Origin of the sequence: Flavobacterium shii (assembly GCF_025847235.1) — a bacterium.
Lineage (GTDB): Bacteria > Bacteroidota > Bacteroidia > Flavobacteriales > Flavobacteriaceae > Flavobacterium > Flavobacterium shii.
On record NZ_JAOZEW010000007.1, the window covers coordinates 23,299 to 37,604 of the forward strand.

Sequence of the window (14,306 nt, forward strand, 5' to 3'; positions counted from 1 at the left end):
TGTGATTATAGACCAAACTTATAAACTTTAAGAATTCGTTTTTTGGACAAATGGTGAAACGGTATTTTCACTTGGTGAAACGAGTTGTAAACGGAATATAAAATACTTTACTTTACAGTATTGTTTTTAAAGGTTCTGAGTTGCCTATAAATTAAGGTGCTAAGATTTAAAAAAGGATATAATATATGAGACGTTTATTAGCTGTTTTTTCTTTATTTCTAATGTTGTTACTTCCTTTTGGAGTAATGGCACAGGATTCTCTTGCTAAGAAAAAAGCAGTCCCAATTTCTAAAATGAGCAAAGTATCTAAAGAGTTACAAAAATCATTGGATATAAATGACGAGACACAAATAGGTCAGAATTATGAACGCCTTGCCAACGAATTCCTTAATAAAGGAGATAATGCAAAAGCCGAAGAATATTATAAAAGAGCATTAGCAAGTTATACCAAACAAAATCTTGCCGAAGATAAAATACGGGTGACAAGAAGTATTGCTAAAGTACAAGAGAATCAAAAAAAGTTTGACTCAGCAATAAAGAACTATGAGATTGCTGGTGCTATTGCAGAAGATAAAAATGAAGAAAAAATAAACCAAAATGATGCTAACCGATTGCGTACGCAGGCAAGTCCGGTTACACAAGCAGGATATGTAAATTCGAATATAGAGTTACTTAAAAGAGATAATAAAATTGATGAGGTTGCAGCAGCTTACGTTCAAAAAGCAGAAAACTCTTTACAGCAAAAAAACAAAATAGTTGCAATCGAGAGTTACAATAATGCGCTCGCTTACGCAAAAGATAAACCAGAAGAGGTTATTAAAATTAAAAATGAAATTGCCAAAGTATATGCTTCAGATAGTCAGTTTGAGAAAGCAATTGGTATAAACGAAAGACTTTTGGCGGAAGCCAAAACCAAACAAGACTTTACTACCCAAATAAAGCAATTACAATCTTTGGCAAAGCTTTATTTTAAAAAAGAAGAACCCAAAAAAGCAGTTGTGTCGCTTAAAGAAGCGTATGATCTAGCATCTAAAAATGGAAATTCTACCGAAGCCAAAAAAAGTTTATCAGCTTTAATTGAGTATTATAAAACAAAAGGAGACGATAAAGAAAGTATCGCATTGTACGAACAATTTTTTAAGAACTTTGATGAATTGATTCAATCAGATACTACGCTTATTGATGCTAAAACATTTCAGGTAACTGAAGATAAAATCCGTCAGTTAGAAAAAGAAAAAACATTGAAAGACGAATTGATTACAAAGAAAAACACCTTTAATTATTTTCTTTTAGGTTCAATTTTATTGCTCTTGCTTTTATTTCTATTTATTGTAAAAGCCTTGTATTCGATAAAAACTAAAAATAAAGAGATTGCATTACAATCGTTGAGACGAGAAATGAATCCGCATTTTATCTTTAATAGCTTAAATAGCGTGAATCAGTTTATTTCGGAAAATAAAGAATTAGAAGCCAATAAATATCTGACCTCTTATTCTAACCTGATGCGAAATATGATGGAAAATTCAAATAAAGATTTCATCACATTAGATAAAGAAATTGAACAATTAAAAAAATACCTGGACTTAGAACATTTGCGTTTTCAGGATAAATTTGATTTTAAGATTAATGTCGATGAAGCTTTGGATGCCGAAACGATTTTGGTTCCTAATATGATTATTCAGCCACATCTAGAAAATGCAATTTGGCACGGATTACGCTACCTTGATAAAAAGGGATTTCTTAATCTTAATTTTGAGTTTGTAGATGGAAAAGTGATGGTGGTTATAGAAGATAATGGTATTGGTTTAACCAAAAGTCGCGAACTAAAAACAAGCAATCAAAAAGCACATGAATCCCGTGGATTAAGTAATACTAAGGAACGTATTGGTTTGCTGAACGAATTGTATAAAAAGAATATTTCTTTTGAAATTACCGAAAAAGAAATGCCAGAAACAGGAACGATTGTCCGAATTGTTTTTCCGTTAATAGATAAGATATGATGACTTTTCAAAAAATAAGAAGTGTAATTGTCGAAGACGAACTTGCTGCACGAGAAGTACTCAAGAATTATTTGAGTAAATATTGTCCTCAGGTTGAGGTTATTGGCGAAGCGCAAAATATAAAAGAAGCGGTTCCGTTGTTACACGAACTACAACCACAATTGGTTTTTCTGGATGTAGAGATGCCTTTTGGAAATGCTTTTGATGTTTTGGAAGCATGCAAAGATTTACATTTTGAAACGATTTTTGTTACCGCTTTTTCCGAATATTCATTGAAGGCTTTAAACCAAAGTGCCGCTTATTATCTTTTAAAACCTATAAGTATCGAAGAATTGATCGTTGCAGTAAACAAAGTGCATCATCAGGTTATGAACCATGAAATCTTTAACAGAAACAAAATTATCGTTGAGAATTTTCATGAAACCAAACCCGAAAAGCAACAAGTAATCTTACCAACTTTAGAAGGTTTTGAAGTGGTTAAAATGGAAGAAATCGTCCGGTTAAAAGGTAATGGAAACTTCACGGATTTATACCTAAATAACGGAAATAAGAAAATGGTTTGTCGATTCTTAAAACACTTTTCAGAGATTTTGCCCTTACCATTTATTCGAGTTCATAAATCGCATATTATTAATATGAATTGTGTAAAATCATATAATAAAGGTGGAATCATAACGCTAAATGATGGTGCCGAAATTGAAGTTTCTCCAACGTATAAAGAAGATTTTCTAAAGAATTTTAAGTAAACAGTTGGTGTTATAATTATACCTACAAGGTTTCGAAAACCTTGCAGGATTGAGTACTAGAAAAGATTTAAAGATCAAACTCATCATCTATAGACATAGAATCTACAGGAACTGCTGTAGAATCGGGTGCTTTTATTCGCAATAACGAGCGAGCATTCCCAGAAATATAAACTGGCGACCTACTAATAGTATCTTCAGGAGTTAATACACCACGACGTAACATAATATTGCTAAGGAATTTTTGGTTCCTGATAGCGTAATCTTTCAAGTTTCCTTGGTCATTAAATTGATAGGTGAATTTTCGTGGACTCGGAATAATTGTAGCCAGAAACAAACATTCGTTAAGACTTAAATCGGAAGGGCTTTTCTGGAAATAAAAACGGCTTGCTTCGCCAATTCCATATACATTTGGCCCCCATTCGATGATATTAAAATATACTTCGAGCATACGTTGCTTGCTTACCACACGATTGTTTTCGAGAATATAAACGAGTAAAATCTCTTCGAGTTTGCGCGATAAAGTTTTTTCTCTGGTTAAGAAAACATTCTTGATTAGCTGCATACTAATTGTACTTGCACCACGAGAAAATTTCTTAGTTCGTATATTTTTTAATATCGATTGTTTAAAAGCCTCATTAATAAACCCTCGGTGAGAGAAGAATGATGGATCTTCGGTGGTTAAAACACATTTTTGAAGATACGGAGAAATTTGCTCTATAGGAGTATAGTTTGGATTTCCGGCGCCTACTAAAACTGGTCGTTGCAATACATTTTTTATAATGGCACGATATACAAACTCACCATTTAATTTGGTAAGGTTTGCTTCGCCATATTTGGTGATAACAAGGTTTTCTTTGTTTAATTTACTATCAAAAACTAAACTGTTTGGTTTGTTTTTGTTGAATTTAAAATCAAGTTTATAATCAAAGTTTCCTGTAGCTTCCATGCCCTGAAAATGGGTAAACAAACCGTCTGGCAATGAAACAATAAAATCTTGCGCTTTCATTTTAGGAATAGCAACTTTTAGCGTATAGATTGTATCTGATTTGGTATTATAAGATACATAAGGATGGAACTTTATTTTGTTTAACTGAACGGTCGAAGTGCTATCTATCGAAATAAAATCAGAACCCAGTAAGAAGCGATAATCGAAACGGGCATTTTTTATAACAACATCTTTGCTAGCAATTCTTGCATGGTTAATTTTTAAATTTGTGATAGACGAATAACCATCAATATGAAGTTCGCTTCCGTCTTTTTTAATATTTTCAATATTCAGTCGGATAGAGTCAAAACTAGCCAGTATATTAAAGCGGTCATCGATGTAGGGCACTCGAATTGCTCCTGTATCAAGATTAAAAAATCGAATATCGGCTTTCTTATTTCTTGGGTCAGCAAATCCTTTTATATTCCAACGTTGGTCGAATGTGTTGGTTTGAACATGTAAGTTGGTTTCAAGTTCTTTGTCGACTAAGACTAACTTACTTATTGCAATTTGTGCTTTCTTACCATTGTCATCAATCTTAAAAATTAAATTTTCAAGCTTCATATCAGTAGGAACAAGATTTAATAATTTAGATATTATTCTATAGGCATACGTTGCATATTCTCTTTTTTCGTTTTTGGAAGTATTAGTACTGTCTTTTTTTAAGAATGCATCAAAGTTTTTGATGTTTCCTTTTTTTACCAATTGTATGTAGCCTTTGTCAATTTTTAAAGTTCCAATTTGGATATCTCCGACCAATAGATGCGATAGACTTATGCTAGTTTCTATATTATGTATGTTGCAAAGTGTATCTGCATTTTTTGGAACTAAGATTACGTTGGTTAGTTTTATTCCCGAGAGACCATCAAAAGAAGCAGTTTTTACCGAAAACGTACTGTTATATTCATTACTCATTTTGTCTGAAACTTTTGCAATAGCTTTATGCAAAAGAGCATCTCTAAAGAAATAAGCACCAATTATTACTACAATAAATAGTAAGACTACAATTTTGAGAGCCAATACTATTTTTTGTTTTTTTGTTTTCATAAAAATTCTTTGATATATTTTAAATTACCCAAAAAGAATACTGGCTACATCTTCGATTTTGGCAACAAGTTCAATTTTGATTCCTGTATTCTTTAACGCAATTTTATTGTATTTTGACACAAAAATAGTTGAAAAACCTAATTTTTCAGCTTCTTGTATGCGTTGATCTACTCGGTTTACGGGGCGAATTTCGCCGGATAAACCAACTTCTCCTGCAAAGCAAAACCCTTTGGTTACAGGAATATCTTCATTTGATGATAAAATTGCAGCTACAACGGCAAGATCAATCGCAGGATCATCTACAGAAATTCCTCCAGTTACATTCAGGAATACATCTTTTGCTCCTAAGCGAAATCCTGCTCTTTTTTCTAAAACGGCCAAAATCATGTTTAATCTTTTGGCATTATATCCTGTTGTACTTCGTTGAGGTGTTCCGTAAACGGCAGTACTTACCAATGATTGTATCTCTATCATTAACGGACGCATTCCTTCGAGTGTAGAGGCGATTGCAGTTCCTGATAATTCTTCGTCTTTGTGAGAAATTAATATTTCAGACGGATTACTTACTTCTCTTAAACCACTACCTAACATTTCGTAAATTCCTAACTCGGCAGTCGACCCAAAACGGTTTTTAAGTGATCGTAGAATACGATATACGTGATTTCTATCTCCTTCAAACTGTAAAACGGTATCAACCATGTGTTCCAAAATTTTTGGTCCTGCGATGTTTCCGTCTTTGGTAATATGACCAATTAGGATTACTGGGATATTGGTTTCTTTGGCAAACTTGATTAGCTCGGCAGTAGTTTCTCGAATTTGAGAAATACTTCCGGCAGTCGATTCGATATAATCGGTATGAAGTGTTTGGATAGAATCGATGATTACTATTTCGGGCTGAATGGCTTCAATTTGTTTGAAGATATTCTGGGTTTTGGTTTCGGTAAGAATATAACAATTGTCACCATTTGGCGTGATTCTTTCGGCACGCATTTTTATTTGTTTCTGGCTTTCTTCGCCCGAAACATAAAGGGTTTTATATGGTAATTGTAAAGAAACCTGAAGTAAAAGCGTACTTTTTCCAATCCCGGGTTCTCCACCCAAAAGTGTTAATGAGCCTGGAACAATACCACCACCAAGAACTCGATTTAATTCTCCATCGGTTGTGTCCATACGAACTTCCTGAGTCGAGTCTATTTCGTTTATTCTTAAAGGGCGAGGTGCTTTACCATTAGATGTAGGCTCACTTTTCCATGCAACTTTTTCTTGTTTCTGGATTATTTCTTCAGCAATTGTATTCCACTCTTTGCATGAATTACATTGTCCCTGCCATTTGGAATATTGAGCGCCACAATTTTGGCAAAAAAAAGTTGTTTTAATCTTCGTCATTATTTCTTTTTAAAAAGACTATTCATTTCATCTATCTTGTCATACATCAAGTCTTTGTTCAGGCTACCAATAGGTTCCATTTGCGAAGCATTTTGGTATTTTTTAGAAGCTCTTTTGGCATCGCCCATTTTCTCATACATTAATCCCAATTCATATTCGCCTAACATAGCTTTAGGGTAGCTTGTATTTGCTATTTCGGCTAATATTCCTAATTCGTCGTAAGCATTATTTTTTAAAATAGCAGTTTCTACTGCTAGATAATCATTCATTCGAACTGGCATATCAACACCTAATTTTTTTGTAATCATGTCGTATTTATCTCTTAGATAATCAACGTAACCAGATTTAAGGATTACAATTTTATCATTGTATTCAGCTAAATTTATTGGTTTGTAAGCGTCGAATATTTGATTCAAAGCATTTGGAATTGCATATAAAACAGCTGAATAATAAGTAGTATTTTTAAATAAATCGTATTTGTAGTTTATTAATGGATTGTTGGCAATCTTAATATTTTGATCTAGTTTTTGGATAGGTTCTTTAACTTTTTTAGTATCTCCATCGGCTGCCGATAAATAATAGAATAGAGGTGTTTTTAGTTTAGCGAATTTTTCAGGAACACGCACTTCCATTTGTGTTGCCAGTTCAGGACTTATAGAAATATAGGCGTTAAACATAGGAACTTCTTTGTATAAGAAAAAATTCAAATAGCCAGCAGTTACTCCATGACCGGCAATTATTCGGAATGGTGCAGTACGGTATTTTTTTTCAATTTGTGGAATTAACTCACCAGCAACGAATTCAAAAAACTTAGCTCCTTTTTCAAATGGTAGCCCGTCGATTCCGTCATAAGTAGAGTCATCATTACGTTCGTCGTCTTTGTTTTGATGAATAGCTACAATAATAGTTTCTGGTAAATCATCCCAATATGCACCATATTTTAAAGCTCCGCTAAATGGGTCTAGAAGATATTCTCCATCAAATAAATAAAGAACTGGGTATTTTCGGGTTTTATTGTTTTCGTAAGAAGAAGGTAATTCGACTGTTATGGTTCGTGCTTCTCCTAATGAAGTAGAGTTAATGGTTTCTGTTTTTCTTTGCGAAAAAACGGTAATTGAAATGAAGAGTAATAATAGGTAAGCTTTTTTCATGATTTGGGATATTTCTGAAATTTTAAGATTATCAAAATAGAGTAGCAATATAGTACTTTATTTTTTTTATTTAATGGTTGTAATCGTAAAATGGTAAAGCTATCCCAATAGGCTGACTTATATAAATGACAATTCGCTTTTTACAAAAATAAATTTTGAAAAAGTGAATTGTCTAGATTTTTTTGAAATGAATTTTATGTTAACGAGTTGTCGTTTTCATTTGGAAAAACAATCCATGGTTTGAAGGTTTTGGCTTCTTCAAATTCTAATGTTGCATAAGAAATGATAATGATGATATCATCTTTCTGTACTTTTCTTGCTGCAGGTCCATTAAGGGTTATTTCCCCCGAATTTCTTTCTCCTTTAATAGCATACGTTTCAAAACGCTCGCCATTATTAATGTTAACAATTGCTACTTTTTCACCTTCAATAATATTTGAGGCGTCGAGTAAGGCTTCGTCAATAGTAATGCTGCCAATATAATTAAGATCGGCTCCAGTTACTTTTACACGGTGTATTTTTGATTTTACTACTTGAATTTGCATCCTACAAAAGTAAATTAATTTAATGAAATAGTGTCAATCAACCTAATAGAATTAACAAATACTGCTATAAATGCGCGGTATTTTTTATCTTTATTTTTGTGGTCGATAGGTAATAATGTAGATTCATCAGCAATTACGAAATATTCTAACTCAAACTTGTCATTGTCTTTGAAGGAATTTTCTACAAATTCAATTGTTTCTTCCGGGCTTTTTGTTTGGAATATTTCTTTTGCTTCTGTTAGAGTTTTATAAATTATAGCTGCTTCTTGGCGTTCTTCCGGAGTTAAACGTTCGTTTCTTGAACTCATGGCCAATTGGTTTGGTTCTCTAAAAATAGGACAACCGACAACATTTACAGGTAAATGGTTTTTCTCAACCATCTTTTTTACAATTTGTAGTTGTTGGAAGTCTTTTTCTCCAAAATAAGCATTTGTTGGAGTGATAATTTCGAACAAGCGTTTTACTATTGTACCTACGCCATTAAAATGTCCAGGTCTAAACTTGCCTTCCATTTGGTTTTCTAATCCGTCAAAATCGAAAGATTGAGATATAGTATGACCTTCGTAAATATCTTCGACAGTTGGAGCGTATAGAATAATTTTGTCACTTAAAACGCGCATTTTTTTTACGTCTTCGTCTAAAGTTCTTGGGTATTTTGCTAAATCTTCCTGATTGTTAAACTGTGTTGGATTCACAAAAATACTTACAACTGTCTCGTCATTTTCTTTCAATGATCGTTGCATTAATGCCAAGTGACCTTGGTGTAAAGCACCCATGGTTGGTACAAAACCAACACTTGAATTTTCAGTTTTAATAGTTTTTAAATAAGCTATTAAAGCGACTTTACCGTAGAAAATATGCATGGTGGTATTATTAAAATTTACTGCAAACATAATATATTAGTTAATAACTGCATAAAATTTTGTAAATTTGCATCGTTTTTATTACCAAAAATTAAGCAAATTACTATTATGAAAGATAAGAGGATATTGTATGTATCATCTGAAGTCGTGCCTTATTTGGCTGAAAATGAGGTTTCTTTAATGTCTTATGATGTGCCGAAAATGATTAACGATCAAGGCGGACAAATAAGAATTTTCATGCCTAGGTATGGGAATATCAATGAAAGAAGACACCAATTACACGAAGTAATCAGGCTTTCAGGCATGAATTTGGTAGTGAATGACTTAGATATGCCATTGATTATTAAGGTAGCTTCTATTCCAAAGGAAAGGATTCAGGTTTATTTTATAGATAATGACGAGTATTTTAAAAGGAAAGCAACCTTTACAGATGAAGAAGGGGTAATGTATCCAGATAATGATGAGCGGGCAATTTTCTTTGCAAAAGGAGTTGTAGAAACTGTTAAGAAATTAAACTGGGTTCCGGATATAATTCATGTTCATGGATGGATGGCAGCAATGTTGCCAATTTATATGAAACATTATTATAAACACGAAGCATTATTTTCTGAAACTAAAATTGTGACTTCTGTTTACACGCAATCGTTTGACGAGACATTGGATCCTGAAATGATTAAAAAGGTAAAATTTGATGGAATTCCACATGAAGCCGTTTCGGATTTAGAAATTCCAAATTATGAAAACATCTTAAAAGCTAGTATTCTTCATTCAGATGCAGTGATAATAGCTTCAAATAACCTCTCGCCAAGTTTAACAAAATTTATAGAATCTTCGGGAAAACCTTTTTTACCTTTCGCTCCAAAAGATGCATTTGCTGAGGCTTATACAAATTTTTACAAAAACGAGGTTCTTTAAAATTTAACTTTTTTATTACACATGTACAATACTTCTTTTTTTAAGAAAATACTTTTAGTAGCAAGCGTTGTTTTTTTATATTCTTGCGATAAGGATTTTAATGTCATTGGAGATGATTTAATTGGAGATAATCATTTTGATTTAGCTACATACACATCACCTGTGGTTGCTTATAATCAACAAATAACTCCGATACAATCTAATAATTTAGCAGTAAATCAATTGGGGATTTATGATAATCCTGCATTTGGTACTACAACAGCTAATTTTGTAAGCCAGTTAACTTTGGCAACGATTGCTCCCGAAATTGGCGCGAATCCTGTTGCTGATAGTATTGTGCTTAGTGTGCCTTATTTTAGTCATGTGAAATCGTCAAATAACGATGGAACTACTACGTTTATATTGGATTCTATCTATGGACCTGATAAGTCTAAGTTGAAATTAAGTGTTTATGAGTCGGGTTATTATATGGCTGATATAGATCCTAGTAATAATTTTCAAAATGCGCAGCTTTTTTATACAAATCAAAACTCAACTTTTTATACAGCTAAACTTGGAACTCCTTTAAATAATGATGCTGATAAGACACAGAATACCGATTTTGTTTTTAATCCAAATGAAATTGTAGAGAAAATTACAGATGCAAGTACTCAAAAAGTAACCCTTAGCAGAACTGCTCCGGCAATGAGATTGAGACTAGACTTGCCTTATTTTCAAGCTAAAATTTTAGGTGCTTCTGCATCTAACTTAGCTACAAATGATGTTTTTAAGAATTATTTTAGAGGATTGTATTTTGGTGTTGAAAAAACAGGAAGTGATCCTAGTAGTATGGCAATGCTTGATTTTAAGAAGGGTAAAATAACAATATATTATAAAGCTGATACTGAGATTACGACAGATCCCGAAGGGACAAAAGAGCCTAAAACTCTTGTTCTTAATTTAACAGGTAATACAGTAAACTTATTAGATCAAAGTAATACGGATCCTACATATAATACTGCGGTAACTACTCCAAAGGCTACAGGCGATGATAAGTTATATTTAAAAGGAGGAGAGGGTTCAATGGCAATTTTGGAACTTTTTGGTACTACGGATGTGATTGGATTTGATAAAAATGGAGTAATGACTCAAGGTCCAAATGGTGTTCCGGATGAATTGGATAATTTAAGATATCCTGCTAATGGCAAAAAGATGTTGGTTAATGAAGCTAATTTAATTTTCCATATTGATTCAGATGCTATGAAAAGCTCATATGAGCCAAACAGAATTTATTTATATGATGTAAATAATAATCGTCCAATTACAGATTATTACACTGATGGTAGTACAAGTTCTTCGACCGATATAAAAAGATCAAAACAGATTTTTGATGGTATTATAAATGTTGATGCAGCTACTAAAAGGGGTACGACTTATAAAATTAGAATTACGAATCAAATAAGAGGATTGATTAAAAATATTGATTCAACCAATGTGAGATTAGGAATTGTAGTTACGGAAGATATAAATACGATTGCTTCTAATAAATTAAGAGCACCAGGGACAACAGTAAAAGCTATTCCTTTCACTGCGGCTCCAAGAGCATCGGTTATGAACCCATTGGGGACAATATTATATGGAGGGACTTCTGCAGTAGCAGATGATAAAAGATTAAAGCTTCAGATTTACTACACGAAACCAAATTAATTAAATATATATGTGTGGAATAGTTGGATATATTGGATATAGAGAGGCGTATCCTATTGTAATCAAAGGACTAAAACGACTCGAATACAGAGGATATGATAGTGCTGGCGTTATGTTATATGACGGTGAAGCAATCAAACTTTGTAAAACAAAAGGTAAAGTTTCAGATCTTGAAGCTAAAGCAAAAGATAATTTTACTACTAATGGAACTATAGGAATAGGACATACGCGTTGGGCGACACATGGTGTTCCTAATGATGTGAATTCGCATCCACACTTGTCTAATTCAGGAGACTTGGCGATAATACACAATGGTATTATCGAAAATTATGCTCCACTTAAAGAAGAATTGAAGAAAAGAGGATATATTTTTCATTCAGATACCGATACTGAGGTATTAGTAAATCTAATAGAAGAAGTTCAAAAGCAAGAGAATCTTAAATTGGGTAAAGCTGTTCAGGTAGCTTTAAATCAAGTTGTAGGAGCTTATGCTATTGCTGTGTTTGATAAGAAGAATCCAAATGAAATTGTAGCTGCTCGATTAGGTAGTCCATTAGCAATTGGTGTGGGAGAAGGGGAGTATTTTATAGCATCAGATGCTTCTCCTTTTATTGAGTACACTTCAAATGCAATTTATTTGGAAGATGGCGAAATGGCAAACATTAGATTGCATAAGCCGCTTAAAATCAGAAAAATTAAAGATGATTCTTTGGTTGATCCTTATATTCAAGAACTTCAAATGAATTTGGAGCAAATTGAAAAAGGAGGATACGATCATTTCATGCTTAAAGAGATATATGAGCAGCCTAGTGTTATAAAAGATACATATAGAGGAAGACTTCATGCAAATGAAGGAATTGTTCAGCTAGCTGGTGTTGAAGATAATTTGGAAAAATTTCTTAATGCCGACAGAATTATTATTGTTGCTTGTGGTACTTCATGGCACGCAGGTTTAGTTGCAGAATACATCTTTGAGGAATTTGCCCGAATTCCTGTAGAGGTTGAATATGCATCTGAGTTTAGATACCGTAATCCTATCATTAATAAAACAGATGTAGTTATTGCAATCTCTCAATCGGGAGAAACTGCCGATACTATGGCTGCTATTAAATTAGCAAAAGAGCATGGAGCATTTGTGTTTGGTGTTTGTAATGTTGTAGGTTCATCTATTTCAAGAGAGACTCACGCAGGGGCTTATACTCATGCAGGTCCAGAGATTGGAGTGGCTTCTACAAAAGCATTTACAACTCAAATCACCGTATTGACAATGATTGCTTTGCGTTTAGCAAAAGCAAAAGGAACGTTGTCAAGTCCAGATTTTCATAGATATTTACAAGAACTGGAATTGATTCCGGATAAGGTAAAGGAGGCTTTGGAAACAAATGATGTTGCTAAAGAGATTGCAGCTGTTTTTAAAGATGCACCAAACTGCTTGTATTTAGGAAGAGGATATAACTTTCCTGTTGCGCTTGAGGGAGCTTTAAAGCTTAAAGAGATATCATATATCCATGCTGAAGGGTATCCTGCGGCAGAAATGAAGCACGGTCCAATTGCTCTTATTGATGAGCATATGCCGGTGATTGTAATTGCTCCTAAGCAGGGGCACTATGATAAAATTGTAAGTAATATTCAGGAAATAAAATCCAGAAGCGGAAAAATCATTGCTGTAGTAACCAAAGGAGATACGCAAGTACGTGAATTGGCAGACTATGTGATTGAGATTCCGGAAACTTCAGATGCTTTATCACCATTGATTACAACAATACCTTTACAGCTTTTATCTTATCATATAGCTGTTATGAGAGGTTGTAATGTTGACCAACCAAGAAATTTGGCTAAGTCGGTTACTGTAGAATAAAAATAATAAAAACATAAGTATTTGAAAAAGCGAGATTTATATCTCGCTTTTTTTGTGACTTTTTTTTTGTTTTAACATATGTTTTGTATGGCTGTTTTATAAGTATATATTTGCAATAATTGTCTAAAAATTAAATATTCAGAAGACTTTATAAAATAAAAAATCATGAAAAAATATTTGTTAATATTTATGTTTTTTGTTTGGCAAATTAATTTTGCACAAAACAATCTTTCGCCTACGGAAAACGTAGGTATAGGAACACTTGATCCTTTGAGCAAATTAACTGTTGCGGGTTCAATAACAATCAACGGAGGATTGAATAATACTTTGTCAAGACCTGTAGTTTTAGAGGGGACTTTAGGATATGGAGAAATCAGGGCATATAGTATGCATGGAAATGCAAAGGATGACGGTTTTTTAAGATTATCTGCTGGAGGAGGAACAACACCTTGGGCTAAAACATATATTGATATATCGGGATATTCTGTAGTTCCAGATATGGATCGAAATATTGTTTTTGCAACTTCGAGTGCTGAACGTATGCGTATTAATCAAGCTGGTAATATAGGGATCGGCACATCAAATCCAGATTCAAAACTTACTGTAGCGGGAAATATTCATGCAAGAGAAGTAAAAGTAACCGTTAATGCAGGTGTAGTTCCTGATTATGTTTTTGCAAATGATTACAAATTGAAACCATTAAAAGAAGTGGAAGAATATATTAAAGAAAACAGTCATTTGCCTGAAATCCCATCTGCACAAGAAATTGAAGATAAAGGGTTAATGCTTGCAGAAATGAATTTGAGTTTGCTTAAAAAAATGGAAGAAATGACTCTTTACATGATAGAGCAAGATAAAGAAATGAAAAACTTGAAAAAAGAAAATGAAATTCTTAAGTCATTTTCAGAAAGACTATCCAAAGTAGAAAAGGAATTATCAATTAGATAATATTAGGAGGTAGTTAGTAAAACATAAGTGTTTGAAAAAGCGAGATTTATATCTCGCTTTTTTTATAACAAAATTTTAAGAATTGATTTTTATTGAATATTCAGTTTTTTCTTTAAAATAATATGTATGCATAGTATATTTCAATGAGTTAGGTGTAATGGCTGTCAAAAGTTTAA

General features: G+C 32.9%; 11 protein-coding genes. 6 read left to right on the forward strand and 5 right to left on the reverse strand.

All coding sequences use genetic code 11. From position 1 onward, the window contains the following. Positions 1-185: 185 nt before the first annotated feature. Both OIU83_RS08435 and OIU83_RS08440 read left to right on the forward strand, forming a co-directional pair. Positions 186-2,000 (forward strand): tetratricopeptide repeat-containing sensor histidine kinase, encoded by a 1,815-nt coding sequence (locus OIU83_RS08435; RefSeq protein WP_264205811.1) that lies wholly within the window; start codon positions 186-188, stop codon positions 1,998-2,000. Continuing rightward, positions 1,997-2,746 carry a LytR/AlgR family response regulator transcription factor gene (locus OIU83_RS08440; RefSeq protein WP_264205812.1) on the forward strand — a complete coding sequence of 250 codons (750 nt, stop codon included), beginning with the start codon at positions 1,997-1,999 and terminating at the stop codon, positions 2,744-2,746. Before OIU83_RS08435 ends, OIU83_RS08440 begins: the two co-directional genes overlap by 4 nt. A 67-nt stretch (positions 2,747-2,813) precedes the next feature. On the opposite strand, the gene OIU83_RS08445 is transcribed toward OIU83_RS08440, so the two are convergent. The 5 genes from OIU83_RS08445 to panC all read right to left on the reverse strand — a co-directional run bounded on the left by OIU83_RS08445 (position 2,814) and on the right by panC (position 8,753). Then, complete coding sequence (locus OIU83_RS08445; RefSeq protein ID WP_264205813.1) at positions 2,814-4,778, reverse strand: transglycosylase domain-containing protein; 1,965 nt, start codon at positions 4,776-4,778, stop codon at positions 2,814-2,816. Positions 4,779-4,802: 24 nt separating this feature from the next. After that, complete coding sequence (gene radA / locus OIU83_RS08450) at positions 4,803-6,164, reverse strand: DNA repair protein RadA (RefSeq protein WP_264205814.1); 1,362 nt, start codon at positions 6,162-6,164, stop codon at positions 4,803-4,805. Continuing rightward, entirely contained in the window at positions 6,164-7,315 is a 1,152-nt protein-coding gene (locus OIU83_RS08455) for an alpha/beta hydrolase (protein ID WP_264205815.1), read from the reverse strand. Before OIU83_RS08455 ends, radA begins: the two co-directional genes overlap by 1 nt. A gap of 194 nt (positions 7,316-7,509) precedes the next feature. Beyond that, positions 7,510-7,860: an aspartate 1-decarboxylase gene (gene panD, locus OIU83_RS08460; RefSeq protein ID WP_035623468.1), complete on the reverse strand. Its 351-nt coding sequence runs from the start codon at positions 7,858-7,860 to the stop codon at positions 7,510-7,512. Between the two features lie 14 nt (positions 7,861-7,874). Next, the gene (gene panC / locus OIU83_RS08465; RefSeq protein WP_264205816.1) at positions 7,875-8,753 is read right to left on the reverse strand and encodes a pantoate--beta-alanine ligase; all 879 of its coding nucleotides are present in this window, start codon (positions 8,751-8,753) and stop codon (positions 7,875-7,877) included. A gap of 78 nt (positions 8,754-8,831) precedes the next feature. Between panC and OIU83_RS08470 the strand changes: the two genes are divergently transcribed. From OIU83_RS08470 to OIU83_RS08485, 4 genes are all read left to right on the forward strand, one after another. After that, a complete protein-coding gene (locus OIU83_RS08470; RefSeq protein ID WP_264205817.1) occupies positions 8,832-9,638 on the forward strand; it encodes a glycogen/starch synthase in 807 nt (268 codons plus the stop codon). 21 nt (positions 9,639-9,659) lie between these two features. Continuing rightward, complete coding sequence (locus tag OIU83_RS08475) at positions 9,660-11,324, forward strand: DUF4270 domain-containing protein (protein ID WP_264205818.1); 1,665 nt, start codon at positions 9,660-9,662, stop codon at positions 11,322-11,324. A 10-nt stretch (positions 11,325-11,334) separates the two neighbouring features. Beyond that, positions 11,335-13,182 carry a glutamine--fructose-6-phosphate transaminase (isomerizing) gene (glmS, locus tag OIU83_RS08480; RefSeq protein WP_264205819.1) on the forward strand — a complete coding sequence of 616 codons (1,848 nt, stop codon included), beginning with the start codon at positions 11,335-11,337 and terminating at the stop codon, positions 13,180-13,182. A 165-nt stretch (positions 13,183-13,347) separates the two neighbouring features. Next, positions 13,348-14,130 carry a tail fiber protein gene (locus OIU83_RS08485; protein ID WP_264205820.1) on the forward strand — a complete coding sequence of 261 codons (783 nt, stop codon included), beginning with the start codon at positions 13,348-13,350 and terminating at the stop codon, positions 14,128-14,130. The last annotated feature ends 176 nt before the right edge of the window (positions 14,131-14,306 follow it).

What these genes read in the sequence shown, in the direction of transcription:
- OIU83_RS08435 (WP_264205811.1), top strand. Translation starts at nt 186, where the DNA reads ATGAGACGTTTATTAGCTGTTTTTTCTTTATTTCTAATGTTGTTACTT.
- OIU83_RS08440 (WP_264205812.1), top strand. Translation starts at nt 1,997, where the DNA reads ATGATGACTTTTCAAAAAATAAGAAGTGTAATTGTCGAAGACGAACTT.
- OIU83_RS08445 (WP_264205813.1), bottom strand. Translation starts at nt 4,778, where the DNA reads ATGAAAACAAAAAAACAAAAAATAGTATTGGCTCTCAAAATTGTAGTC.
- radA (WP_264205814.1), bottom strand. Translation starts at nt 6,164, where the DNA reads ATGACGAAGATTAAAACAACTTTTTTTTGCCAAAATTGTGGCGCTCAA.
- OIU83_RS08455 (WP_264205815.1), bottom strand. Translation starts at nt 7,315, where the DNA reads ATGAAAAAAGCTTACCTATTATTACTCTTCATTTCAATTACCGTTTTT.
- panD (WP_035623468.1), bottom strand. Translation starts at nt 7,860, where the DNA reads ATGCAAATTCAAGTAGTAAAATCAAAAATACACCGTGTAAAAGTAACT.
- panC (WP_264205816.1), bottom strand. Translation starts at nt 8,753, where the DNA reads ATGTTTGCAGTAAATTTTAATAATACCACCATGCATATTTTCTACGGT.
- OIU83_RS08470 (WP_264205817.1), top strand. Translation starts at nt 8,832, where the DNA reads ATGAAAGATAAGAGGATATTGTATGTATCATCTGAAGTCGTGCCTTAT.
- OIU83_RS08475 (WP_264205818.1), top strand. Translation starts at nt 9,660, where the DNA reads ATGTACAATACTTCTTTTTTTAAGAAAATACTTTTAGTAGCAAGCGTT.
- glmS (WP_264205819.1), top strand. Translation starts at nt 11,335, where the DNA reads ATGTGTGGAATAGTTGGATATATTGGATATAGAGAGGCGTATCCTATT.
- OIU83_RS08485 (WP_264205820.1), top strand. Translation starts at nt 13,348, where the DNA reads ATGAAAAAATATTTGTTAATATTTATGTTTTTTGTTTGGCAAATTAAT.